The following is a 24,247-nucleotide window of genomic DNA, read 5'->3' as shown; positions in this document are numbered from 1 at the left end:
AGGCACACAGGGTCGGCGCACCGCGACCGCGCCTCCCGAGGACACGCATCGAACGAGCGGAGCCGCCATGAGCCACGGACTGGTCGTCGTCGGATCGGGACCTGCGGGGGTGAGGGCCGCCCAGGCCTATCGCGATGCCGGTGGCCCCGGGCCGGTGCTGGTCGTGACGGCGGACGGGCATCCGCCATACCAGCGGCCCCCGCTCAGCAAGGACGTCCTGCGCGGGGATCTGCCCCCAGAGCCGGTCGCGATCGACGACGCCGACCCCGAGCTCACCGGGATCACCGTCGAGCTCGGCGCCCACGTGGATCGCATCGACCCCGACGCCCGGGTGATCCACGCCGGGGGCCGTGAGATCCCGTATGACGCACTGGTGCTCGCCTCGGGGGCCACCCCCGTCCGGCTGCCCACCGCAGACCCCGACGCGGACGTGCACCTGCTGCGCAGCCTCGCCGACGCCGAGCGCCTGGTGGAGGCGGCGAGCCATGCGCGGTCGGCGGTCGTGATCGGGTCGGGGTTCATCGGCTGCGAGGCGGCCGTCTCGCTGGCCCGGCGCGGCATCGACGTCACGATCGTCACGACCGAGCAGGCGCCCCAGGCCGCACGGCTCGGCGACCGGGCGTCGCGGCTGCTCCAGGACTGGCTGGTCGAGGAGGGCGTCGCGCTGGTCACCGGCGTGGAGGTCACGAGCGTGCGGGCGCCGCGCGAGGTGCACCTGTCCGACGGCACGACGCGCTCCCCCGACCTCGTCCTGGCTGCGCTGGGGGTCGCCCCGTCGACGGACTACCTTGCGGGGACGGGGATCTCGACGCACGAGGGGCGCGTGGTGGTCGACGACCGGCTACGCACCTCGGTCGACGGCGTCTGGGCGGCCGGCGACGGGACCCGCGCCCACAACGCCGCCGCGGGGCGTCCGCTGCACGTCGAGCACTGGGGCGACGCGCTGACCATGGGCGAGATCGCGGGGCGCAACGCCGCAGGTGGGGACGAGTCCTGGACCGCGGTGCCGGGCTTCTGGTCGCAGATCGGTGACCGGTGGCTCAAGCACGCGGCGTGGGGCGACGGCTTCGACGAGGTCCGGGTCGCTGAGCGGCCGGGGGGGCTCACCGTCTGGTATGCCCAGGACGGGATCGTCGTCGGGGCGCTGACCTACGAGGCGGACGACGACTACGAGCGGGCGGAGCAGCTGGTCACCGAGGGCGCCTCGATCGACGACGTCTGACGCTGGCCTGGCCTGGCTGCCCGGCCCGGCCTGGCGGCGCTGGACGGGCGACTCAGATCGTCGTGTGGTCGATCAGGGCGGTGACGAGCACCCCCACCACCAGACCCACCGCGACCTGCGCGCGGCTGTGCCTGCCCGCACGGACCCGAGCCCAGGCGGCGAGCGCCAGCACGGGGACCCCCACCAGCAGGAACCCCGGGCCGAGCTCGCGCGTGAGCACCACGACGGACACCGTGGTCACGGCGGCGTGGAAGGACGCCTTGTGCCACCGGGACACGCCGCCGAGGACGAGCAGGCCCACCAGGACCGTCGCGACCAGGGCGACGAGCGGGCGGGGCGCGCCGACGAGGGCGAGCGTCACCAGCCCCACGACCACCGAGGCGAGCGCCGCGAGGAGCGGGATCCGGCGCTGCTCACGGATCACCACCTGACGGTCCGTGACGTGCCCGCGACCGACGAGGGCGGCCAGGACGGCATACGGCACGACCACGCAGAAGGTGGTGGCGGCCACCGCCCACCCCAGCCCGCTCGCGACCGTGGGGCTGTGGCGCAACGAGACCACCAGCGCCAGCACGAGCGTCTGCCAGCTCGGGTCGAGCACCCGCCCGACCACGTCGGCCCAGCGGGACGGTGGCGCACCGAGCAGGCGCACGACGTCCGGGTGGCCGTCCCAGGGGTCCTTCGTGGAGCTCATGACCGCCGGGGTGGGCGCGGGCGCATGGGCGCTGCCGGCAGGGTGGGGGCGGGCAGGACGGACGTGGCCGGCCATCCCGGCACCGCACCGAACCGCTCAGGACGGTCACCATCGTCGTCCGCGCCGATCGCCGTCATCCAGTCCGCGCGGGCGGCGCGCACCTCCTCGTCGCTGCCACCGACGAAGTTCCACCACATGACGAGGGACTCGTCCATCGGCTCCCCGCCGATCAGCAGCAGGCGCGCTCCGTGGGCCCCGGCCCGCACGCCGAGGTTGGTGCGTCCCGCGTCGAGGAGCCGGAGGCTGCCGGGCGCGACGACGTGCCCGTCGACGACCACGACCCCGCAGTCGACGAGGACCGCGTGCTCGTATGCCGGGTCCAGCCGCACGGCGCGCTCCGCCTCGGGACGGACGACGAGCTCCGCTGCCACCGTGGGCGACTCGACCTCGACGGGAGACGTGACCCCCTGGAGCGATCCGATCGCGACGCGCAGCGTGCCGTGCTCGTCCTGCTCGGGCGTGGGGGCGTGGTGCTCGAACCGCGGTGCCACGCCCCGGGATCCGCTGGGCAGGGCCAGCCACAGCTGGGCGCCGCGCAGGGTCGTCGTGGCGTCCGTCGAGACCTCGGAGTGGGCGATGCCGTCGCCGGCGGTCATCAGGTTGAGCTCACCGGGACGCACGACCACCGAGGTGCCGAGGCTGTCGCGGTGCTCGAGCTCCCCGTCGAAGAGCCAGCTCACCGTGGCCAGCCCGATGTGCGGGTGGGGCGGCAGGAGCATCCCGCCGGTGACCGCCACGTCGTCGGGCCCGTAGTGGTCGACGAAGCACCACGGCCCCACCAGGGTCCGGTCACGGTGGGGCAGCGTGCGGCGGACGGTCATGGCCCGCGGGCCGCCGAGCGGAACGAGTCGAGGCGCCAGGGCGTGCGTCATACGAAGTCCATTGCCCCAGAACGGGTCAGAGGGAGACGCATGAGGGAACCATGCCACTCCGAGGGGCGACTGCCAAGCGAAGGCGTTACGCTGACCTTTGTTCCTCTAAATCCCGTAATTACTCCCCGGCGCTGACGCCGGGACGCGAGGAGAATCCCCACATGTTGTCACCGCAGTCCACCGAGACCGTCAAGGCCACGGCCGGCGTCGTCGCCGAGCACGCCGAGGAGATCACCAAGCGGTTCTACCCGCACATGTTCGAGGCGCACCCCGAGCTGATGCGGGTGTTCAACAAGGCCAACCAGGCCATCGGTGAGCAGCCCAAGGCGCTGGCCGCGTCGGTCGTCGCCTACGCCGTCCACCTGATCGACCCGGCCGCCCCCGACTTCACGCCGATCATGCAGCGCATCGCGCACAAGCACGTCTCGCTCGGCATCAAGTCCTACGAGTACACCATCGTCGGCCACCACCTCATGTGGGCCATCGGCGACGTCCTCGGCGACGCCGTCACCCCCGAGATCGCCTCCGCGTGGGACGAGGTGTACTGGCTGTTCGCGTGCCAGCTCATCGCGGAGGAGGGCAAGCTCTACGCCCTCGGCGGGACCGACCCCGAGCACCCCTATCGCCCCTACACCGTGGTCGAGCGCGACGACGAGACGCCCGAATCCTTCTCACTGGTCATCAAGCCCGCGGAGGGGGAGCTGCCGTCCCACCGCACCGGTCAGTACGTCGGCGTCGCCGTGGACCTGCCCGGCGGCGAGCGCCAGCCGCGGCAGTACACCATCTCCGGCGTGCCCGGGCGTGAGGCCTTCCGCCTCACCATCAAGCGCGTGCACGGCGCCGACGACGTGCCGGACGGCCAGGTCAGCAACTGGCTCGCGGACAACGCGCAGGTCGGGACCGTCCTCGAGGTCTCCCAGCCAGCCGGCGACGTCGTGCTCGAGGAGTCCGAGGCACCGCTGGTGCTCGTCTCCGCGGGCATCGGGATCACCCCGATGGCGGCGATCCTCGAGGACCTGTCCCAGCGCCAGCCGCACCGCTCGATCCGCGTCTTCCACGCCGACCGCTCGCACTCCACGCAGGCGCTCTACACCTCCATGCGCGGGCAGGCCGAGGCGATGAACGACGTCGTCGGTCAGTTCTGGTACGAGGAGGAGGCGGAGTCCGCCCCCACCATCCACCCCGCCCGGCCGGGCCTGATGGACCTGTCCGACGCCGAGATCCCCTCGGGCGCCAAGGTGTTCATGTGCGGCCCGCTGCCGTTCATGCAGGTCGTGCGGCGCACCCTGATCGACAAGGGCGTCGCGCCCGAGGACATCAGCTACGAGGTCTTCGGCCCCGACCTGTGGGCGCAGAACCCCGACAACGCCGACAACGCGGCCTGACCCGCGTCCTGCCGGCCGGCGGCCCGTCCACCTCGTGTGGGCGGGCCGTTGGCGTGCGGCTGGCCGGCGGGCGGGCTGGCACTGCGGCTGCTCCCGCGCGACCAACTGCTGCAGATAGGGGGTCACGTTCGCACCTAGTCATTGTGCTGCAACGGAATTCGTCGGTGACGCCATCCGATGTGCAGCAGTTGGTCACAGTGGGCGGCGGCGACGCCCCGGACGCGGGGGGACGGGCGGGGAGACGCCGTCCCTCCCGTCGAGGACGTGCGTGAAGCACCACTCGACGAAGTCGCGGTCGATCATCACCTGCTCCCAGCTGAACCGCAGGACCGTCCACCCCCACACGACGAGCTCGTCGTAGCGGCGACAGTCACGATCCAAGGGCCCGGCGATCGCCGTGCCAGGCGAACGAGTCGGCCTCCACGGCGAGCCGCAGGGCGGGGTCACCCAGATCCACGACCGCGAACAAGCCGTGATCCACGATCTGCAGCTGGGTCGACAGGTCGAGGCCGCGGTCGAGGGAGATGACCCGCAGCACCGTCTCCATCGGACCGGACGAGCCACCGTCTGCCTGCTGCGCCACCCGCCTCAGCGCCCGGGCACCTGGCCCTCGCGCGCGGCGTGCGAGCGAGACCAGGTCGTCCGGGGTGACCAGGCTCGAGCGCAAGGCGGAGTCCGCGACGCACAGCGCCTCCTCGAACGGCAGGTCGCGTGCGCAGTCCACCACCGTGCGCAGGGGCGTGGTGACTCCCTGCGCGTGGTCGCCCGGCCCCAGGTGCCGGAGCCTGATCTCGCAGCAGTCCTCGTCCGCCCGGGTCACGTGGTGCGTGCCCGGCACCGTGACCTGCGGACGCGCCGGCGGGGTGCGCACCTTGAACCCGTGATGCACCGCGGCGCTGAGGTGCGACACGACCCCGTGGTGCCGCTCCGCCTCGCGCCGCGCGGCGTGAAGTCCGGGCGTGGCATAGCGGTCGCGGCTCAGGCGCTCGACCTCGCCACGCGTCATCGCTGCGGTGACGGCGCGGCGGGTGACGTGCGGCTGCAGCTCGGACCACGTCGCGACGTGCCCCAGCTCGGCGATCATCTCGGCAACGGTGCGCATCGGACCAGCATGCCCAGGTCCGGCGGGCGGCCGAGCGCGTCATCCACAGGACCCTGGCCCGCCTCGTGGCTACCGAGGTGCTGGGTGGCTGGTGCTGGAGCGCTACCCGCGATCAACTGCTGCACATCCGGCTGCGTCGCGGCACTCGCGCGCTGTGCCACAACGGAATTCGCGGTATGCGTGCGCGGTAGTGCAGCAGTTGTGCACGCGGCAGTGCGCGCGGCATACGGCTCAGAGGCCGTGGACCAGGCGGCCGGCGACGATCGTGGCGCCGGCGCGCATCCGCCGCAGCCCGTGCGCAACCTCGCGCGAGTCCCCCTGCAGGGCAAGGGGGTCCGTGTCGAGCAGGACGACGTCGCCGCGTGATCCGGGCACGAGCCGCTGACCGTCGACCGAGGCGGCGAGCGCCTCGCGCACGGAGATGGCCTGCTCCGGGTGCCACGGCGCGCGGTCATCGCCGGAACGGTGGACCGCGGCAGCCATCGCGAGCCAGGGGTCGAGCGGGGACACGGGGGCGTCGGACCCGAGGGCCAGCCCGATGCCGGCGTCGAGCATCGACCGCAGCACGAAGCAGCGTTCGGTCCGGTCGGCCCAGCAGCCGTCGCTCACGTCGCGGTCGTCGAGCAGGTGCGCGGGCTGGACGCTGGCGCGCAGGCCCAGCGCCGCGAGCCGAGGCACGTCGGGCCACCGCACGAGCTGGGCGTGCTCGATCGAGCCGTGTGCCCGCGTCGCCGCGAAGGCGTCGAGGGCGATCTCGACCGCGGCGTCCCCGATGGCGTGCACGGCGCACTCGAGCCCCGCCCGGGCGGCCTGGCCGAGGAGCTCCACCAGCTGCTCGGCCGAGTAGTTCTGCGCGCCGCGTCCGGTCCCGTCGAGGTAGGGCGAGCAGCAGTGCGCCGTACGGGTGTTGAGCGAGCCGTCGGAGATGAGCTTGAGCTGGCCCATGGTGACCAGTCCGGTCGCGTCCAGCGAGTCCCCGGTGCGCAGACCGCGGGCGAGCACGTCGGCCAGGCCGTCCTCGTAGGTCGATGCCCGCACCCTCAGCGTGTCCAGCCCCGCGGCCACCCGGCCCGGCCACGACCCCAGCGCCCCGCCGAACTCGAAGTCCACGACACCGACGACGCCGAGCTCGGCGGCCGATCGCAGCACGGTCCGAAGTCCGTCGTCGAGGTGCGGGTCGGGCCCGAAGGTCGCCCCCAGACGCCCGTAGGCCGCGAACCAGGGCCCTTCCTCCACCACGCCCGCGCCAGCCCCGGTCGGGAAGCCCAGTCGTTGCAGCGCAACGGAGTTCATCCACCCGTGATGGGCGTCACCACTGATGAGGACGACCGGGTGCTCGCCGCTGACGTCGTCCAGCGCGGCGGCGGTGCGAGCCCCGGCCCAGGTCGACGAGCGATGTCCCCAGCCCTGGACCACGCTGGTCCGGTCGGCCGTCCCGAGCTCCGCGACCCGGCGGCGCACCAGCTCGACGACGTCGCCCGGCCCCGTGGCGAGCGTCGTGTCGAGCCGCACCTGCTGCAGCGCCCACTGGTCGAGGTGGACGTGCTGGTCCCACAGGCCCGGTATGCCGAAGCGGCCACCGGCGTCGAGCACGTCGACGCCTCGGCCCGCGCGACCCGTCAGGCGTGGGCCGACCTCGCGGATCACCCCGTCGATCACCAAGACGTCAACAGGCTCGACCGGCTCGACAGGTTCGCCTCGCGACAGCGACGCCGCCCTGCCGGCGGGCCCGTCGAGGCCGACCGGGCGCACGTCGTGGATCAGGAGGGAGGTCGAGCTCATGCGGCGACGCTACCTGGCGCGCCGGGCCGCTCGGAGGTGGGCGTCCACGACGTGGCGTCTGGCGCCCTGTCCACCGTCTTGCTCGCTGGCGCCGGTCTCGGGCTGCAGCACGAGACCGGGGCCGCAGCCGCAGACGGCGGATGGAGCTCGCGACGGGGGCAGCCGGCCAAGACGACCCCGCGCCGTCACTCGACGGTGACGGACTTGGCCAGGTTGCGCGGCTTGTCGATGTCGTGGCCGAGCGCGAGGGCCGCGTGGTAGGCGATGAGCTGCGTGGGGATGGTCAGCAGGATCGGGTCGAGCTCGGGCTCGTTGCGAGGCACGACGATCGAGCGGATCCCGAGGTGGGACAGGTCGACTCCGGGGTGGGTGATGGCGACGAGCGGGCCCTTGCGCGCCAGCACCTGCTCGGCCGCGGCCACGTTGCGGTCGGTGAGGTCGTCGTCGGGGATGATCGCGACGGTGGGCATGGACTCGTCGATCAGGGCCAGCGGGCCGTGCTTGAGCTCGGAGGTCTGGTAGGCCTCGGCGTGGATGTAGCTGACCTCCTTGAGCTTCTGCGCGCCCTCGCGCGCGACCGGGAAGCCGCGCACGCGTCCGATGTAGAACGCGCTCTGGGAGCCGGCGATCTCGCGGGCGAGCTCGGCGATCTCGCCCTCCTGGTCGAGGATCTCGCGGATCTGCGCGGGGATCGCCTTGAGTCCGTTGATGATTCGCTTGCCGTCAGCGACCGACAGGTCGTGCACGCGCCCGATGAGCAGCGCCAGCATCGCGAAGGCCATGGCCATGTTGGTGAGCGCCTTGGTCGAGGCGACCGCGATCTCGGGTCCGGCGTGCAGGTAGATGCCACCGTCGACCTCGCGGGCGATGGTCGAGCCGACGACGTTGACGAGGGCGACGACCTGGCCGCCCTTGCGCTTGACCTCCTGCACGGCAAAGGCCGTGTCGGCGGTCTCGCCGCTCTGCGACACGACGACGTAGAGCGTGTCCGGCTCGATCACGGGGTTGCGGTAGCGGAACTCGGAGGCGGCCTCGGCATCGGCGGGGACGCGGGCGAGCTCCTCGAGCAGCTGGGCGCCGAGCTGCCCCACGTAGTAGGCGGATCCGCAGCCGAGGATCTTGACGCGCCGGAACCCGCGCAGCTCGCGCGGGGCGAGGTTGAGGCCGTCGAGCCGGGCGGTGCCGAAGCGCTCGTCGAGCCGGCCACGGATGACGGCCTCGGCGCTGTCGGGCTGCTCGAGCATCTCCTTGCGCATGTAGTGCTCGTGCCCGGCCAGCTCGAGATCCTCTGCGGCGACGGCGATCTCGACGGGCGTGCGCCCGGTGTCCTCGCCGTCGGCCGTGAACGTGCGAAAGCCCGTGGCGGTGATGGTCGCCAGCTCGCCGTCGTCGAGGTGCACCACGGAGGTCGTATGACGGACCAGGGCTGCCACGTCCGAGGCCAGGAACATCTCGCCGTCCCCCACGCCGATGATCAGCGGAGAGCCGTTGCGGGCCACCACGATCCGGTCCGGGTGACGCTCGTCGACCACGGCGAGCGCGTAGGTGCCGGTGATGCGGTCGAGGGCCTCCAGCACGGCGCCCTCGAGGGTGTCGGCGCCGGAGCAGGCGACGAGGTGGGCGACGACCTCGGTGTCGGTGTCGCTGGCGAGCTCCACCCCGGCAGAGGTGAGCTGGGCGCGCAGCGCGGTGGCGTTGTCGATGATCCCGTTGTGCACCACCGAGATCCGACCGTCCTCGCTGCGGTGCGGGTGGGCGTTGCGCTCGGCCGCGGGTCCGTGGGTCGCCCACCGGGTGTGGCCGATGCCGACCTTGCCGGCGAGCCGCTTGGGCAGCGCAGCCTCGAGCCCGCGGACGCGACCGACGGTGCGCACCACCGTGGTTCCCGTCCGACCGAGCACGGCGAGGCCGGCCGAGTCGTAGCCGCGGTACTCCAGCCGCTGCAGCCCCTCGACGAGAAGGGGTGCCGCGGGCTGGGATCCGATGTATCCGACGATGCCGCACATGGGTGATCTCCTGGTCAGCCGTAGATGATGCGCCGCAGCTGTCGCTCGGACAGCTCGGGCGCCGCGACGACCCGCGATCGCAGCTCGTCCGCGATGATGGCGAACGCCTCGGCGTTGCGGGTGCCGTAGGTCTTGAGGTGGGCGTGGCGGCGGTGGACGTAGTCCTCGACGCCCTCCCGGTGCCAGGCCACGACGTCGTCGACGACGCGCTCGGCCTCGGAGCGGCTCAGGCCGGTCGAGGCGGCGACGCGATCGACGATGTCGGGGTCGTGCACAGGATGATGGTGAGGCGGAGGGACGTCATACGACAAGTTCCTGCCCGATATCGGGCAGGAAATCGGCGGTTTGCACTCCTTGGGCGGGCTTGAGCCTCGCTCTCGCTCGGCCTCAGCCGAGGTCGGCCAGCGCCTCCGCGATGGGGGTGTCGCCGTCGTTGAACTCGATCGTCTGGCCCGTGAGGCCGGACCGGTCGACCGTCGCGACGATCACCGCGGCGACGTTGGCGCGCGACACGGCCGCGTCCTTGACGCCAGGGGTGGCGATGCGACCGCTGCCCGGGTCCTGGGAGAGCCGGCTCGGCCCGAGGATCGTCCACGCGAGGTCGGTGCGCTTGAGGTAGGTGTCGGCGTCGGCCTTGGCCTGCGCGTACGCGTGGAAGGCGTCGTCGGGGTCCACCCCGTGGTCCTGGCCGGCCCCGTGGTAGCTCACCATCACGTAGCGCTGGACGCCGGCCTGGCCGGCCGCGTCCATCGAGCGGATCGCGGCGTCGCGGTCGACGGCATACGTCCGCTCGGGGTCTCCCCCGCCGGCGCCGGCGGACCAGACGACCGCGTCGTGCCCGCGGAGCACGTCGGCGATGCCGTCCGTGTCGAGCCGCTCGACGTCGGCGACGCGCGCGGTGGCACCGGTCGCCTCCACGTCGGCGGCGTGCTCGGGGTTGCGGATGATCGAGGTGACCTCGTGACCGTCGGCGACGAGGAGAGGGGCGAGGAGCAGGGCGACCTTGCCGTGGCCACCGATGACGGCGATGCGGGACATGAGGAGTCCTTTCCGTTCGGGGTGTCTTCGTGCCAACGACGACACGTCCGGGTTCATGCCCCGAGGGGGTGTGTCGGTGGTCGTTGCTAGGTTCCTGGCAGAGGACCAAGGGGGTCGACATGCACCAGATCGGCGAACGCATCGTCATCAGCGCCACGGACCTGTCTCGCGCATCGGCGTGCGAGCTCGGGTTGCTGCGTCAGCTCGACGTGATGCTGGGGCGCCTGCCCCGCACCGAGGCCGCACCGGACGCGATGCTGGACCAGCTGGCGACCCTCGGTGACGCGCACGAGCAGGTGGAGCTCGAGCGGCTGCTCGCCGTGCACGGCGCGGAGGGCGTGCGCCGGATCGAGCACCCGCGGTCCACGCCGATCGCGCTGTGGGCGGCGCGGGAGGCGACCTTCGCCGCGATGCGCGAGGGCGTGCCCGTGGTCTACCAGGGCTGCCTCTACGACGGGGAGTTCCTCGGCTACTCGGACTTCCTCGTGCGCGCCGACTCCTGGACCCCGGAGCATCCGGCCTACGAGGTGCACGACACCAAGCTGGCGCGCCACGCCAAGGTCACCGCGCTGCTGCAGCTGGCGGCCTACGCCGACCAGCTGCGCCGTGGGGGCATCGACCCGACGGATCGGGTGACCCTCGTGCTGGGTGACCGTTCCCGGCCCACCTTTCCGGTGGCCGAGATCGAGGCGGTGTATGCCGAGCGCCGCGCCCACCTCGTCTCGCTGGTCGCCGACCGGCTGGCCGCCACCGAGCCCGTCGCCTGGGGCGCCCCCGGCATCACGGCCTGCGGGTCCTGCGACGTGTGCGCCGCCGAGGTGGCAGCCACCCGCGACGTCTGGCAGGTCGCGGGTGTCCGCGCGGTGCAGCGCAAGAAGCTGCTCGCCGCCGGGATCAGCACCATCGACCAGCTCGCCGCGTGCGAGGAGCCGGTGGAGGACCTGCCACGGACGACCTTCGACAAGCTGCGGGCGCAGGCACGGCTGCAGGTGCGGCAGTGCCCGCCCGACGGCTCGACGCGGCCCGTCGAGTTCGACGTCCACACCCCCGAGGCGATCCGGGCGATCCCGGCCCCGGACGAGGGCGACATCTTCTTCGACTTCGAGGGCGACCCGATGTGGGCCGGCGACGAGGCGGGCGACCAGGGCCTGGAGTACCTCTTCGGCGTCGTCGAGACCGACGGCACCTTCCGGCCGTTCTGGGCGCACGACCGAGGCGAAGAGCGGCAGGCGCTGATCGACTTCCTCGCCTACGTCGAGGAGCGCCGGGCCCGCCACCCGGGGCTGCACATCTACCACTACGCCGCCTACGAGCGGACGGCGCTGCTGCGCCTCGCCGGGCGTCACGGTGTCGGCGAGGAGGCCGTCGACCGTCTGCTGCGGGAGGGCGTCCTGGTCGACCTCTACACCGTGGTCAAGCGGTCCCTGCGCGTCTCGCAGCCGTCCTACTCCATCAAGAAGCTCGAGCCCCTCTACATGGGCGACGACCTGCGCGGTGGCGAGGTCACGACGGCCGGCGACTCCATCGTCGAGTACCACCGGTGGTCCGAGGCCCGGGCCCGCGGCGACGTCGAGGAGGCCGACCGGCTGCTGCAGTCCATCGCCGACTACAACGAATACGACTGCGTCTCTACCCTGCGGCTGCGCGACTGGTTGCTCGACCGGCTCGCCGAGTCGGGCGTCGCCACGGAGCGCTCGCCCAAAGGAGCGCTGGTCGACGTAGAGCCCGAGGGCGACGCCCCGGCTGCCGATCCCGGCGCCGTCGTGGTGGACCGGCTCCTCGCGCTGGCGGGCCCGGCCGACGAGCGCGACGCGGACGACCAGGCGGTCGCCATGGTGGGCGCGGCCGTCGACTACCACCGGCGCGAGGGCAAGCCCTTCTGGTGGGCGCACTTCGACCGGCTGCAGTCCTCGCTCGACGACTGGCCCGCCTCGCGGGACGCGGTCGTGCTGGACCGCGTCGAGGTCGTCGAGGACTGGGGCAAGCCGCCCGGCAAGCGCAGCGTCCGCCGGGTGCTGTCGGCGGTGGGTCGGCACGAGCCGGGCATGTCCTTCGGCAAGGGCGAGGGGGGCGGTTTCCTCGTCTACCCCTCACCCGTCCCCGTGAGCATCGAGGCGCCGAGCCCCGAAGCGATGGGAGCCACCAGCACCCTCGCGGTCACCGAGGCCGAGGTGGTCCCCGGCGGGCGGCTGCGCCTGACCATCGAGGAACGCCTCGCCAAGGGCGCTGACGAGCACGACGACCTGCCCGCGGCCCTGACCGTCGGACCAGGCCCCATGGTCAAGGCCATCCAGGACGCGCTGCTGACGCTGGCGTCACGGGTGGACGCGGCCGGTGGGGTCGCGGCGCTCCCGCCCCACCCCGGCATCGAGGTCCTGCGTCGCCGGCCGCCCCGGCTCAGCGGGCTGGACCGCCTGCCGCCCGTGGTGAACGGTGACGCGGTGGGCGCCATCACGGCCGCCGTCACGGCGCTCGACGGGTCCTACCTCGCGGTGCAGGGACCTCCAGGGACCGGCAAGACCTATGTCGCCTCGCACGTCATCGCTGCTCTGGTCCGGCTGGGCTGGCGGGTGGGCGTGGTCGCCCAGTCGCACGCGGTGGTCGAGAACGTCCTCGACAGAGTCGTCAAGGTCGGCGTCCCCGCCGATGACGTCTGCAAGCCCAAGACCAAGCACGAGGACCCCTCCTGGACGGCGCTCAAGGACGCGCGCGCCGTGCGGGGATTCCTCGACGAGCACCGGGCCGCATCCCGGGGCTGCGTGGTCGGCGGCACGATGTGGGACTTCTGCAACCTCAACGCGGTCGACGACGGCGACCTGGACGTCCTGGTCATCGACGAGGCCGGCCAGTACTCCCTGGCCAACACCCTCGCCGTGGCCCGCTGCACCTCCCGGCTCCTGCTGCTCGGCGACCCCCAGCAGCTGCCGCAGGTGTCCCAGGGCATCCACCCCGAGCCCGTCGACGAGTCCGCCCTCGGGTGGCTCTCGGCCGGGCACGACACCCTCCCCGCCGAGCTCGGGTACTTCCTCGAACGCACGTGGCGGATGCACCCGGCGGTGTGCGAGCCCATCTCGCACCTGGCCTACGCAGGGCGTCTGCGCTCCGAGGAGTCCGTCACCCTGGGCCGGTCGCTGAGCGGCGTCGAGCCCGGGCTGCGCGTCGTCACGGTCGAGCACCACGACAACTCCGTCTCCTCGCCCGAGGAGGCCGACGCGGTCGTCGAGGTCGTGCGGGGCCTGCTCGGGACTCCCTGGCGCGTTATGCCCGACGGTGACGAGCAGCCGCTCGGGCAGGACGGGTTCGTGGTGGTCGCGCCCTACAACGCACAGGTCGGCGCGCTGCGGGAGGCGCTGGACCGCGCAGGCCTCGACGAGGTGCGGGTCGGCACGGTCGACCTGTTCCAGGGCCAGGAGGCGCCCGTGGCGATCATGTCGATGACCGCGTCCGCCCTGGCCGACCTGCCCCGCGGGGCCGACTTCCTGCTGGACCGCAACCGGCTCAACGTCGCCATCTCGCGGGCCCAGTGGCTCGCCGTGGTGGTGCGCTCGAGCGTACTCACCGAGCTCACGCCGCAGACCCCCGAGCAGCTGCTGCAGCTGGGCGCGTTCATCCGGCTGTGCCGCGGCCGGTGACGATGCGGCGGGCCACCCTGTACCTGACCGTCGGGCTGCCCGGGACCGGCAAGACCACGGTGGCCCGCGCCCTCGAGGTCGAGCACCAGGCGCTCCGCCTCACCAAGGACGAGTGGGTGCGCGCCCTCTACGGGCCCGACAACCCACCGGAGGCCCAGGCCGTCATCGAGGGCCGCCTCGTCGAGATCGGGCTCCGCGCCCTGGAGCTCGGGGTCGACGTCGTCATCGACTTCGGCCTGTGGAGCCGGGACGAGCGGTCCGCACTCCGGCAGGCGGCCTTCGATCGTGGGGCGACGGTGGAGCTGCGCTACGTCGAGCTCGCGCGCGAGGAGCAGCGCCGACGGCTGGACCGACGCCAGGCCGAGGAGCCACGCACCACCTGGCCGATGTCCGACGAGGAGCTGACGCAGTGGGCTGCCGCCATGGAGGTCCCCACCCCGGGTGAGCTCGACGGCAGCGAGCCGATCGATGCGCCACCCGCCGGCTTCGCGACCTGGGACGCGTGGCGCCGGCACCGCTGGCCTGCGTCGGTGGCCTGACGCAGACATACCACGAGGGGCCGCCGCGATCAGTCGCAGCGACCCCTCGTGGGGTTCTGTGGAGGTGAGTCCTCAGGGGCTGTGTCAGGCCTGTTGGCCGGGCCTGGCCACGACGCCCCCTGCGGGCCTCCCTCGTCCCTCGGTCGTGTCCTCAGGGGCTGTGTCAGGCCTGCGCCTGCACGGTCGAGAGGATCTCCTGCACCTCCTCGGGCGACGTCGCCGCCTCGAGGCGAGCCACCTGCTGCTCGTCCAGGAACACCTGGGCGAGCGAGGCCAGCAGGGTGAGGTGGTCGTCCCCGGCACCGGCGATGCCGACCGCGAACCTCACCTCGCTGCCGTTCCAGTCGACCGGGTGGGCGTAGCGCACGAACGACAGGGCCGTGCGGCGGATCGACGCCTTGGCCTCGTTGGTGCCGTGCGGGATCGCCAGCAGGTTGCCCATGTAGGTCGAGACGGAGCGCTCGCGCTCGTGCATCGAGGCGACGTAGGCGTCGTCGACCGCGCCCTGCGCGACCAGCAGACGCCCAGCCTCCTCGATGGCCTCGTCCCGGGTGCGGGCCCGACCCGACAGCTCGATGCCGTCACGGTCGAGGACGCCGCCCTGCGGGGCGCCGGCGGTGGCGTCGTGCGTGACGCCGGACGTGGGGCCCACGGCCGCCGCCGAGGGGGCAGCGACGGCCGCGGGGGTCTGGGAGCCGTTGGTGCGACCGAGGAGATCGACGATCTCGTCGTACCGCGGGCTGTTCATGAAGTTGTCCACGGAGACGTGGACGGCCGAACCGGTCCGCTGGCGGGCACGGTCGGTGAGGTCCTGGTGGGTGACCACGAGGTCATACTCGTCGGACAGGCTCGCGATGGACTTGTTGACGACGGTGACGTCGTCGTGGCCCGCGGCCTTGACCTTGCGGCGCAGGACCGAGGCGCCCATGGCGGACGAGCCCATGCCGGCGTCGCAGGCGAAGACGATCTTGTGGATCGGGCCGCTGTGGCCGTCGGTGCCGACACCCGCACCGGCGGCTCCGCCGGTCAGGGACGAGGCGACCGAGGACTTCTTGCCCTTGTTGGCCTCCATCTGGGCGGTGGCGGCAGCGAGGTCACCCTCGTCGTCGGCCCGGTCCGTCTTGAGCAGGAAGGCGGCGACGGCGAACGTCACGGCCGCGGCGACGATGACGGACAGGATGACGCCGATGTAGCTGTCGCTGGCGGTCTGGAGCAGCACGGCGATGATCGAGCCGGGAGCGGCGGGGGCGCGCAGGCCGGAGCCGAAGAGCACGTTGGTGAACACGCCGGCCATGCCACCGAGGATCACGGCCGCGATCAGCTTCGGCTTCATGAGCACGTAGGGGAAGTAGATCTCGTGGATGCCGCCGAAGAAGTGGATGATCGCGGCGCCGGGAGCAGAGCCCTTGGCCAGCCCCTTGCCGAAGAGCGAGAACGCGAGCAGCAGGCCGAGGCCGGGGCCGGGGTTGGCCTCGAGCAGGAAGAGGACCGACTTGCCCTTCTGGACGGCCTCGTTGGTGCCGAGCGGCGTGAGGATGCCGTGGTTGATGGCGTTGTTGAGGAAGAGGATCTTGGCCGGCTCGATCAGGATCGAGGTGAGCGGCAGCAGCCCGTGGTCCACCAGGTAGCCGACGACGCTGCCGGCGGCGCTGCTGAACGCCTTGACCACCGGGCCCATGGCGAAGAACCCGAAGATGGCGAGCACCATGCCCCAGATGCCGGCCGAGAAGTTGTTGACCAGCATCTCGAAGCCGGGCTTGATCTTGCCGTCCCAGATGGCGTCGATCTTCTTCATCGTCCAGCCACCGAGGGGGCCCATGATCATGGCGCCCATGAACATCGGGATGTCGGTGCCGGCGATGACGCCCATGGTGGCGATGGCGCCGACGACGCCACCGCGGACGTCGTAGATGTTCTTGCCGCCGGTGTAGCCGATGAGCAGGGGCAGCAGGTACGTGATCATCGGACCGACGATGCCGCCGTCCTTGAAGTCACCCCAACCACCGATCTGGGCCACCCAGCTGTTGGCGGCGAGGCCACCGGTTCCGCCGGAGTTGAGCCACCCCTTCTCGATGAAGAGTGCGGTGATGAGGCCCCACGCGATGAACGCGCCGATGTTGGGCATGACCATGTTGGACAGGAAGGTCCCGAACTTCTGGACGTGCACGCGGGCCGACACGCGCTCTGCGCCGCCCGAGGTAGCGGTGGTACTAGCCACGGCCGTTCCTTTCACAAGGTGACCCTCAACGGCGAGGATCCGTGGCACCAGTAAAGCGCGCCCGCTTCTGTCCAGTCAATAGCAAAAGTGAAGAGAACACAGAATTTCGGGCACGATCCTCGCCGCAACGGACAGATCCGCAGGTCCAACCCCCGAAACGGCCCCCCTCAAACGGGCACATCAGATCTCTCATCGCGGCCCCTGGTAGACCCCTGTCAGACGGAAGCGCAGCGGCTCCTCGGCATACTCCTCCAGCGCGTGGGCCACCCACCCCACCAGGCGGGCCCCCGCAAACACCGCCTCCGGTGCGTCCACCCGCAGGTCGTGGCGGTGGGCGAGCACCGCGAGCGCCCAGTCGCTGTTGGGGAACAGGCCGTGCCGCTCCCACAGCCCCTCCTCGAGCAGCGTCGCCGGCCCCTCCAGCGCCCCCAGCCCCGCGACCCGCAGCCTGCCCAGGAGGTGCTCGGCCCGCGGGTCGCTCTCGCGATAGATCCGGTGGCCGAAACCCGCCGCCGCCGACGGGTCCGCCAGCACCCGCCCCAGCGTCCTGGGCGGGTCGGCGACCGCCGCCTCGAGGAGCAGCCGCGCCTGGACCCCGGCAGACCCGTGCAGCGGGCTGTCCATGGCGCTCAGCCCCGCCAGCAGGCACGACCCCAGGTCGGCGCGCACGCTGGCGCTCACCCGCACCGCCGTCGTCGACGCGGCCATGTCGTGGTCGGCGAGGAGCACGAGCGCCCGCCGCACGAGGTCCACGAGCGCCTCGTCGTCGGGGTCGCCGCCGACGACCGCCGTCCACCGCGTCGCCTGGTCGGAGCCCTCGTATGCCGACCCCCACGCCTCGCGGGGGAGGAGCGCGGCGGTGGCGGTGGCGATCAGGAGCCCGGCCCGCTCCCGCACGGCCGCCGGGTCGAGGTCGTGGCGTCGCGCGTCGCGCGCGGTCAGCAGCAGCACGGCCAGGCGCAGCCGCTCGACGAGGCGAGCACCCTCGGGCAGGGCCGCCAGCCCGTCGCGGACGTCGGCCAGGGCCTCCTCGTCCACGACCAGCGAGACGGGCTCGTCACCGCCCCACAGCAGGCCCGCCACCTCCTCCACCGAGGCCGCCTCCGCCAGGGTGGACGCGTCGCGCCCCCGATAGGCGAGCCGGTCGCCCTCGAGCCGCGTGATGGTCGTGCGCACCGACTCCGCGAGCCCGGTCCCCCGCCCGAGCGTGCCCGAACGCCCCTGCAGCGCCTCGACGTCCTCCGGCGCGAAGTAGCTCGCCCGCCGGCCGTCACGGTGCGTCGGCCGGAGCTGCCCCCGGCTCACGTAGGCGTAGACGGTCTGGGTCTTGACCCCCAGCAGACGAGCGACCTGGGCCGTGGTCAGCAGCTCGCGGTCCGGGGCGGGGCGGTTCGGCATACGACCTCCGAGGGGCGATCAGGCGACGTTGACACGATCAACCGTGCACGCGATCAACGTTGACAACACATTGATAGCAGGCCGACCGTATCAACATGACCGACATCCGTGAGATCGCCGTCCCACCCGGGCTCAAGGGCCTCGTCGTCGCCGACACGACCGTCGGCGACGTGCGTGGCGCCGAGGGCTTCTACCACTACCGCGAGCACTCGGCGCTGGACCTCGTCGAGCACTGCACCCTCGAGGAGGTCTGGCACCTGCTCCTCACCGGCGACCTGCCGGCACCCGAGGAGGCCAGCGCCTTCGCCGAGGAGCTCGCGCCGCTGCGGGTCCTCGACGACGCGACGCTCGACCTCGTCGAGCGCGAGGCCTCGACCGGCATCACGGGCGCGCCCCTCGCCCAGCTGCGCACCGTCCTCTCGCACCTCGCCACGGGGTCACCCCCCACGTATGGCGCCTCGCCCGCCGCCGTCCGGGCCGAGGCACTGCGCATGGCCGCCGCCACCCCGACGATCCTCGCCGCGCTGCACCGACGCGGCGCCGGGCTCCCCGCCGTCGCCCCCGACCCCACGCTCTCGGCCGCGGCCGACTGGCTCTGGATGGTCACCGGCGAGCGCCCCACACCGGAGGTGGAGCGCGCCATCAACCGCTACCTCGTCGCGACGGTCGACCACGGCTTCAACAACTCGACCTTCGCGGCCCGGGTCGTCGCGTCCTCGGGCGCCGACGTCGGGTCGGCGCTGTGCGCGGCGCTCGGGGCCTTCTCCGGACCGCTGCACGGTGGCGCACCCGACCGGGCGCTCGAGGCGCTCGACCAGATCGGCACCGTCGACCGGGCACCCGCCTGGGTGCGCGAACGCGTCGCGGCCGGCGACCGGATCATGGGGTTCGGGCACGCCGTCTACACCACGCACGACCCGCGGGCCGAGATGCTCAAGGCCGAGGCGCAGCGCCTCGGTGGACCGCTCGTCGACCTCGCGGTCGCCGTCGAGCAGGTCGTCGAGGACACGCTCGCCGAGCTCAAGCCCGGGCGCCGGCTCTACGCCAACGTCGAGTACTACGCCGGCGTCGTCATGGAGCGCTGCGGGATCCCGCGCTCGATGTTCACGCCGACCTTCGCCGTCAGCCGGGTCGTCGGGTGGAGCGCGCACGTCCTCGAGCAGGCGACGACGACCAAGATCTACCGCCCGTCGGCGCGCTACGTCGGCCCGCCCGTCGTGCGCTGAGCCGGCGCGCGTCGCCGTCACCCCGCGTGGCGGCGGGCGGGTCGGCATACGGGCTGTGAACTCGCTGGTGGACTCGCTGGTCCACGGGCGCCGGGAATCCTCGCCGCGCCCGACCGGTTGTCCACCACATGGCCACTCCCCTGTCGATCCTTGACCTGGCGTTCGTCGCCCCCGCCCAGAGCACGCGCGACGCGCTCCTCGAGAGCGTCGCCCTGGCGCAGAAGGCCGAGGAGACGGGCCGGTTCGAGCGCATCTGGTTCGCCGAGCACCACAACATGCGGACCATCGCGTCCGCGGCGACGTCGGTGCTGATCGGTCACGTCGCGTCGGCCACCTCGACCATCCGCGTCGGCGCCGGCGGCATCATGCTCCCCAACCACTCCCCGCTGGTCATCGCCGAGCAGTTCGGCACCCTGGCCGAGCTGCACCCCGGCCGCATCGACCTGGGGCTCGGCCGCGCCCCCGGCACCGACCAGCAGACGCTGCGTGCGCTGCGCCGCGACCCCCGCGCCTCCGACCAGTTCCCGCAGGACGTCCAGGAGCTGCAGGGCTACCTGTCGCAGGACAGCCTGATCCCGGGCATCCACGCCTACCCCGGCTGGGGCACGCAGGTCCCGCTCTACATCCTCGGGTCGTCGCTGTTCGGCGCCCAGCTCGCGGCGGCGCTCGGCCTGCCCTACTCGTTCGCCAGCCACTTCGCGCCCGACGCGCTCGAGCAGGCCGTGCAGGTCTATCGCGAGCGCTTCCAGCCCTCCGAGCAGCTCGCCGAGCCCTATGTCATCGCCGCGCTCAACGTCATCGCGGCCGACGACACGGCCGCGGCCGAGGAGCAGGCCCGCCTGGTGCGCCGCCAGCGGCTGCGGACCATGGCCGGCCGCCGCGGCACCGAGCTCACCGAGGAGCAGGTGGACGAGGCGATGGGCACGGCCTTCGGGCAGCAGGTGCAGCACATGATGCGCTACACGGCGGTCGGTGACGGGGCCGAGGTGGCGCGCTACCTGGCGCAGTTCCGTGAGCACGCCCAGGCGGACGAGCTCATGGTCACCAACGCCACGCAGGGCCTCGAGGACCGCAAGCGGGCGCTGGAGATCATCGCCACCGTCCCCTGACCCTCCCCACCACAAAAGATCGTGAGTGTTTCCTCCAAGGATCTTGGAGGAAACACTCACGACCTTTTGTGTGCGGGTGCGTGTGCGGGCGCCGGACGCGCCGCGCGGGTCAGGCGGTGCGCAGCCCCAGCTCGTCGGCCACGAGCTCGGCGATCTGGACGGCGTTGAGCGCCGCGCCCTTGCGCAGGTTGTCGTTGCTGATGAAGAGCACCAACCCCCTGCCGCCGTCGACCGACTGGTCCTGACGGATGCGCCCGACGTATGACGGGTCGGCGCCCGCCGCCTCGAGGGGTGTCGGCACGTCGCGCAGCTCGACGCCCGGCGCGGACGCCAACAGCTCGGTGGCCCGCTCGACCGAGAGGGGGCGGGAGAACTCCGCGTTGATCGACAGCGAGTGCCCGCTGAAGACCGGCACGCGCACGCACGTGCCGGAGACGCGCAGCTCGGGCAGGGCGAGGATCTTGCGCGACTCGTTGCGGAGCTTCTGCTCCTCGTCGGTCTCCAGCGAGCCGTCGTCGACGATCGAGCCGGCCATCGGCAGGACGTTGTAGGCGATGGGGGCGACGTACTTGGCGGGCTCGCCCAGGTCGACGGCCGACCCGTCGTGGGTCAGGCCCTCGATGGCGCCCTCGCCCGCGTCGGTGCCGCGGCGCACCTGGCCGGCCAGCTCCTCGACGCCGGCGAGGCCGGAGCCCGACACGGCCTGATAGCTGGAGACCACGAGCCGCTGCAGGCCGGCCTCGTTCGCGAGGGGCTTGAGCACCGGCATCGCGGCCATGGTCGTGCAGTTGGGGTTGGCGATGATGCCCTTGGGGCGGTCCTTGATCGCGTCCGGGTTGACCTCGGAGACGACCAGCGGGACCTCGGGGTCCTTGCGCCAGCCGGAGGAGTTGTCGACCACGACGACCCCGGCCTCGGCGAAGCGCGGCGCCTGGGCCTTGGAGGTCGTGGCCCCCGCGGAGAAGATCGCGATGTCCAGGCCGCTCGGGTCGGCTGTCGAGGCGTCCTCGATCGTGATCTCCTGCCCGCGATAGGTCAGGGTCTTGCCCGCGGAGCGCGCCGAGGCGAACAGCCGCAGCGAGGCGACCGGGAAGTCGCGCTCCTCGAGGATCCGCAGGACGACGGTGCCGACCTGGCCGGTGGCGCCGACGACGCCGAGGTTGACTCCAGTGCTCATGTCAGTCTCCTAGTGCAGCAAGCGAGCTCGGTATGGCGGAAGGCCCGCCAGGCGTCAGCGTCCGGTGCCGCCGTAGACGACGGCCTCGCCGGACGCGCTGTCCAGCCCGAACGCCGTGTGGACGGCGCGCACCGCGTCGTCAAGCTGGTCGTCGCGGGTGACGACCGAGATGCGGATCTCCGAGGTGGAGATCATCTCGATGTTGATGCCCGACTGGGCCAGCGCCCGGAAGAAGGTCGCCGACACCCCGGGGTTGGACTTCATGCCCGCGCCGACGAGCGAGAGCTTGCCGATCTGGTCGTCATACTGCAGCGACCGGAACCCGACGCGGTCCTGCACCCGGCCGAGGAACTGGGCCGCCTGCGGGCCGTCCGTCTTGGGCAGGGTGAAGGAGATGTCGGTCAGGCCGGTCTCCACGGCCGAGACGTTCTGCACGATCATGTCGATGTTGACGCCCGCCTGCGACAGCGCCTCGAAGACCTCGGCGGCCTTGCCCGGGTTGTCGGGCACGCCGACGATCGTGATCTTGGCCTCGCTGCGGTCGTGCGCGACTCCGGAGATCAGGGATGCTTCCACGTCTGCTCCTTCGGGGTGGTCCATGACGAGGGTGCCCTCCTTGTGGGAGAAGGACGACCGCACGTGGATCGGGAGGTTGTAGCGGCGGGCGTACTCGACGCAGCGCAGCATGAGGATCTTGGCGCCGTTGGCGGCCAGCTCGAGCATCTCCTCGCTGGACACGCGGTCGAGCTTGCGCGCCGTCGGGACGATGCGGGGGTCGGCGGTGAAGACGCCGTCGACGTCGGTGTAGATCTCGCAGACGTCCGCCTCGAGGGCCGCCGCCAGGGCCACCGCCGTGGTGTCCGAGCCGCCGCGGCCGAGGGTGGTGATGTTCTTGGTCTCCTGCGAGACGCCCTGGAAGCCGGCGACGATCGCGATGTGGCCGTTGTCCATGGCCCCGCGGATCCGCCCCGGCGTTACGTCGAGGATGCGGGCCTTGCCGTGCTGCTCGTCGGTGATGATGCCGGCCTGGCTGCCCGTGAACGACTGGGCGGTGTAGCCGAGGTTGGCGATCGCCATCGCCATCACGGCCATCGAGATGCGCTCGCCGGCGGTGAGGAGCATGTCCATCTCGCGCAGCGGCGGCAGCGGGCTGATCTGGGTCGCCAGGTCGATGAGCTCGTCGGTGCTGTCACCCATGGCGCTGACCACGACGCAGACGTCGTTGCCGGCCTTCTTGGTCTCGACGATCCGGCGGGCGACACGCTTGACGCTGTCGGCGTCCGCGACGGAGGAACCGCCGAACTTCATGACCACCAGGCTCACGGTGTCGCCTCTCGGGACGGGGATGGGGCGGTGCCAGCCTAGCGAGCGCAGCCGCCGCGCCTGGTCAGCGCCGCATCCCGAGATGTCGGGTCGAACCCAGGCCGATGGACCTACCTCAGGCGGTCACATCGGCCTGGCGTGCGAAGGCGGGCCGATGTGACCGCCTCGGGTAGGTTCAGGAGGTGCGCTACCTGCTGCTCGCGTGGGGCTCGCGCGGCGACGTCCAGCCCTTCGTCGCCCTGGGGCTCGGCCTGCGCGCCGCGGGGCACGAGGTCACCGTGGCCGCGACCCTGGACTTCGAGGCGTGGATCCGCGAGGCGGGGCTCGGCTACACGGACTTCGGCGTGTCGGTGGCCGAGCTGTCCCGGACCGACCTCGGCCGCCGGTGGCTCGGGGGCACGTCCCGCAGCACCGTCGCCGAGCTGCGGCTCATGCACGAGGTCAGCACCCTGGCCGCCGACGTCGTCTCCACCACCCTGCTGCGCGCGGCGCCCGACCACGACGTGCTGCTGTCGAGCACGCTGACCTTCGAGGCCGGGTGGGCGCTGGCCCGCGCCACCGGGATCGGTCACGCCATCGCGCTGTTCGCGCCGGTCCTGCAGACCTCGCTCGGCTCGTCCTACGTGTATGCCGCCCTCCCCGGCCGCCGCACGATCCTCAACCGGGCCGTCGGCGCCCTCACGTCCACGGCCGTCCAACCGGTCATCGCGCCGGTGGCGGCCGAGCTGCGCCGGCGCCTGGGCCTGCGGCGCCCCGGCCCGCGTCAGCTCCTCCACGACATCCGCTCCACGCCGACGCTCATGGCGGTGAGTCCCCACGTCGTGCCGCCGGCGCCCGACTGGCCGATGCCCGTGCAGGTCACGGGCTTCTGGACGCTCCGGGGCGGCGCCGGCCTCGACGACGGCGGCGGCCACGTCCCCGGCCGCGTCGCCGACCCGACGATCGTCGACTTCCTCGAGGCGGGTCCGCCGCCGGTCTACGTCGGCTTCGGGTCGATGAGCGCGGCCGACCCCGAGGCCAGCTCGCGGCTGCTCTCCGAGGCCGTCCGGGCCGCGGGCGTGCGTGCCGTGGTCCTGCGCGGCAACGCCGACCTGCACGTGACCGGCGACGACGCGCTCACCGTCGAGGGCGCACCCCACGACTGGCTCTTTCCCCGTATGGCGGCCGTGGTCGGGCACGGCGGGGCGGGCACGACCGGGGCGGCCTTTCGCGCCGGGGTTCCGCAGGTCGTGGTGCCGCACATGGGCGACCAGGCCTACTGGGGGCGGCGCGTCGACGCGCTCGGCTGCGGGCCGGCGGCCATCGCGCGACGAGAGCTCACCGCGGAGCGGCTAGCGGACGGCATACGAGCCGCTCTGTCACCCGGGTGCGGCGTCGCGGCCGCCAGGCTCGGCGAGCAGGTGCGCGCCGAGGACGGCGTGGCGTCAGCGGTGGATCACCTGACGCGGATCTTCGACCGCTGAC

General features: G+C 72.4%; 19 protein-coding genes. 7 read left to right on the top strand and 12 right to left on the bottom strand.

Translation table 11 applies throughout. The annotated features are described in order from the left end of the window. Positions 1 to 67 precede the first annotated feature (67 nt). Entirely contained in the window at positions 68 to 1,222 is a 1,155-nt protein-coding gene (locus K313_RS0111550) for an NAD(P)/FAD-dependent oxidoreductase (RefSeq protein ID WP_029211756.1), read from the top strand. A gap of 52 nt (positions 1,223 to 1,274) precedes the next feature. Here the strand turns inward: K313_RS0111550 and K313_RS0111545 are convergent, their stop codons facing one another. Together K313_RS0111545 and K313_RS0111540 are read right to left on the bottom strand one after the other, a co-directional pair. Continuing rightward, a complete protein-coding gene (locus K313_RS0111545; protein ID WP_156911357.1) occupies positions 1,275 to 1,916 on the bottom strand; it encodes a phosphoesterase PA-phosphatase in 642 nt (213 codons plus the stop codon). Continuing rightward, a complete protein-coding gene (locus K313_RS0111540; RefSeq protein ID WP_029211754.1) occupies positions 1,913 to 2,848 on the bottom strand; it encodes a pirin family protein in 936 nt (311 codons plus the stop codon). Before K313_RS0111540 ends, K313_RS0111545 begins: the two co-directional genes overlap by 4 nt. A gap of 161 nt (positions 2,849 to 3,009) precedes the next feature. On the opposite strand from K313_RS0111540, the gene K313_RS0111535 reads away from it, so the two are divergent. Then, complete coding sequence (locus tag K313_RS0111535; RefSeq protein WP_029211753.1) at positions 3,010 to 4,233, top strand: globin domain-containing protein; 1,224 nt, start codon at positions 3,010 to 3,012, stop codon at positions 4,231 to 4,233. A gap of 192 nt (positions 4,234 to 4,425) precedes the next feature. On the opposite strand, the gene K313_RS23545 is transcribed toward K313_RS0111535, so the two are convergent. The 6 genes from K313_RS23545 to K313_RS0111510 form a co-directional block, all read right to left on the bottom strand. Continuing rightward, positions 4,426 to 4,614, bottom strand: coding sequence for a PDDEXK family nuclease (locus K313_RS23545; protein ID WP_156911355.1), 189 nt, complete (start codon positions 4,612 to 4,614; stop codon positions 4,426 to 4,428). Further along, positions 4,604 to 5,335, bottom strand: coding sequence for a type IV toxin-antitoxin system AbiEi family antitoxin domain-containing protein (locus K313_RS20925; protein WP_051274116.1), 732 nt, complete (start codon positions 5,333 to 5,335; stop codon positions 4,604 to 4,606). Before K313_RS20925 ends, K313_RS23545 begins: the two co-directional genes overlap by 11 nt. Before the next feature lie 231 nt (positions 5,336 to 5,566). Continuing rightward, entirely contained in the window at positions 5,567 to 7,117 is a 1,551-nt protein-coding gene (locus K313_RS0111525) for an amidohydrolase (protein ID WP_029211752.1), read from the bottom strand. Positions 7,118 to 7,302: 185 nt separating this feature from the next. Next, the gene (glmS, locus tag K313_RS0111520) at positions 7,303 to 9,123 is read right to left on the bottom strand and encodes a glutamine--fructose-6-phosphate transaminase (isomerizing) (RefSeq protein ID WP_029211751.1); all 1,821 of its coding nucleotides are present in this window, start codon (positions 9,121 to 9,123) and stop codon (positions 7,303 to 7,305) included. Positions 9,124 to 9,137: 14 nt separating this feature from the next. Beyond that, positions 9,138 to 9,398 carry an HU family DNA-binding protein gene (locus K313_RS0111515; protein WP_029211750.1) on the bottom strand — a complete coding sequence of 87 codons (261 nt, stop codon included), beginning with the start codon at positions 9,396 to 9,398 and terminating at the stop codon, positions 9,138 to 9,140. A 112-nt stretch (positions 9,399 to 9,510) separates the two neighbouring features. Then, on the bottom strand, positions 9,511 to 10,161 hold the full coding sequence (locus tag K313_RS0111510) for an SDR family oxidoreductase (protein ID WP_029211749.1): 651 nt from the start codon (positions 10,159 to 10,161) through the stop codon (positions 9,511 to 9,513). Positions 10,162 to 10,280: 119 nt separating this feature from the next. Between K313_RS0111510 and K313_RS0111505 the strand changes: the two genes are divergently transcribed. After that, positions 10,281 to 13,793, top strand: coding sequence for a TM0106 family RecB-like putative nuclease (locus K313_RS0111505; RefSeq protein WP_029211748.1), 3,513 nt, complete (start codon positions 10,281 to 10,283; stop codon positions 13,791 to 13,793). A 2-nt stretch (positions 13,794 to 13,795) separates the two neighbouring features. Beyond that, positions 13,796 to 14,332: a P-loop nucleotide/nucleoside kinase family protein gene (locus K313_RS0111500; RefSeq protein ID WP_029211747.1), complete on the top strand. Its 537-nt coding sequence runs from the start codon at positions 13,796 to 13,798 to the stop codon at positions 14,330 to 14,332. 163 nt (positions 14,333 to 14,495) lie between these two features. On the opposite strand, the gene K313_RS0111495 is transcribed toward K313_RS0111500, so the two are convergent. Next, on the bottom strand, positions 14,496 to 16,463 hold the full coding sequence (locus K313_RS0111495) for a PTS mannitol transporter subunit IICBA (protein ID WP_084412765.1): 1,968 nt from the start codon (positions 16,461 to 16,463) through the stop codon (positions 14,496 to 14,498). Between the two features lie 276 nt (positions 16,464 to 16,739). Continuing rightward, positions 16,740 to 17,948 carry a citrate/2-methylcitrate synthase gene (locus tag K313_RS0111490; RefSeq protein WP_029211745.1) on the bottom strand — a complete coding sequence of 403 codons (1,209 nt, stop codon included), beginning with the start codon at positions 17,946 to 17,948 and terminating at the stop codon, positions 16,740 to 16,742. A gap of 95 nt (positions 17,949 to 18,043) precedes the next feature. Between K313_RS0111490 and K313_RS0111485 the strand changes: the two genes are divergently transcribed. Both K313_RS0111485 and K313_RS0111480 read left to right on the top strand, forming a co-directional pair. Next, the gene (locus tag K313_RS0111485; RefSeq protein ID WP_034252969.1) at positions 18,044 to 19,174 is read left to right on the top strand and encodes a citrate/2-methylcitrate synthase; all 1,131 of its coding nucleotides are present in this window, start codon (positions 18,044 to 18,046) and stop codon (positions 19,172 to 19,174) included. 128 nt (positions 19,175 to 19,302) lie between these two features. Further along, positions 19,303 to 20,283, top strand: coding sequence for an LLM class flavin-dependent oxidoreductase (locus K313_RS0111480; protein ID WP_029211743.1), 981 nt, complete (start codon positions 19,303 to 19,305; stop codon positions 20,281 to 20,283). 109 nt (positions 20,284 to 20,392) lie between these two features. Here K313_RS0111480 and K313_RS0111475 read toward each other — a convergent pair whose 3' ends face one another. Together K313_RS0111475 and K313_RS0111470 are read right to left on the bottom strand one after the other, a co-directional pair. Next, complete coding sequence (locus K313_RS0111475) at positions 20,393 to 21,460, bottom strand: aspartate-semialdehyde dehydrogenase (protein ID WP_029211742.1); 1,068 nt, start codon at positions 21,458 to 21,460, stop codon at positions 20,393 to 20,395. A 54-nt stretch (positions 21,461 to 21,514) separates the two neighbouring features. Next, positions 21,515 to 22,783, bottom strand: a complete 1,269-nt coding sequence (locus tag K313_RS0111470; RefSeq protein WP_029211741.1) for an aspartate kinase — start codon at positions 22,781 to 22,783, stop codon at positions 21,515 to 21,517. A gap of 182 nt (positions 22,784 to 22,965) precedes the next feature. On the opposite strand from K313_RS0111470, the gene K313_RS0111465 reads away from it, so the two are divergent. After that, on the top strand, positions 22,966 to 24,246 hold the full coding sequence (locus K313_RS0111465; protein WP_029211740.1) for a glycosyltransferase: 1,281 nt from the start codon (positions 22,966 to 22,968) through the stop codon (positions 24,244 to 24,246). Position 24,247: the final 1 nt, after the last annotated feature.

The organism is Arsenicicoccus bolidensis DSM 15745 (assembly GCF_000426385.1).
Taxonomy (GTDB): Bacteria; Actinomycetota; Actinomycetes; order Actinomycetales; family Dermatophilaceae; genus Arsenicicoccus; species Arsenicicoccus bolidensis.
The sequence above is the reverse complement of the archived record's forward strand: the minus strand, read 5'-3'. Positions and strand labels throughout refer to the sequence as shown.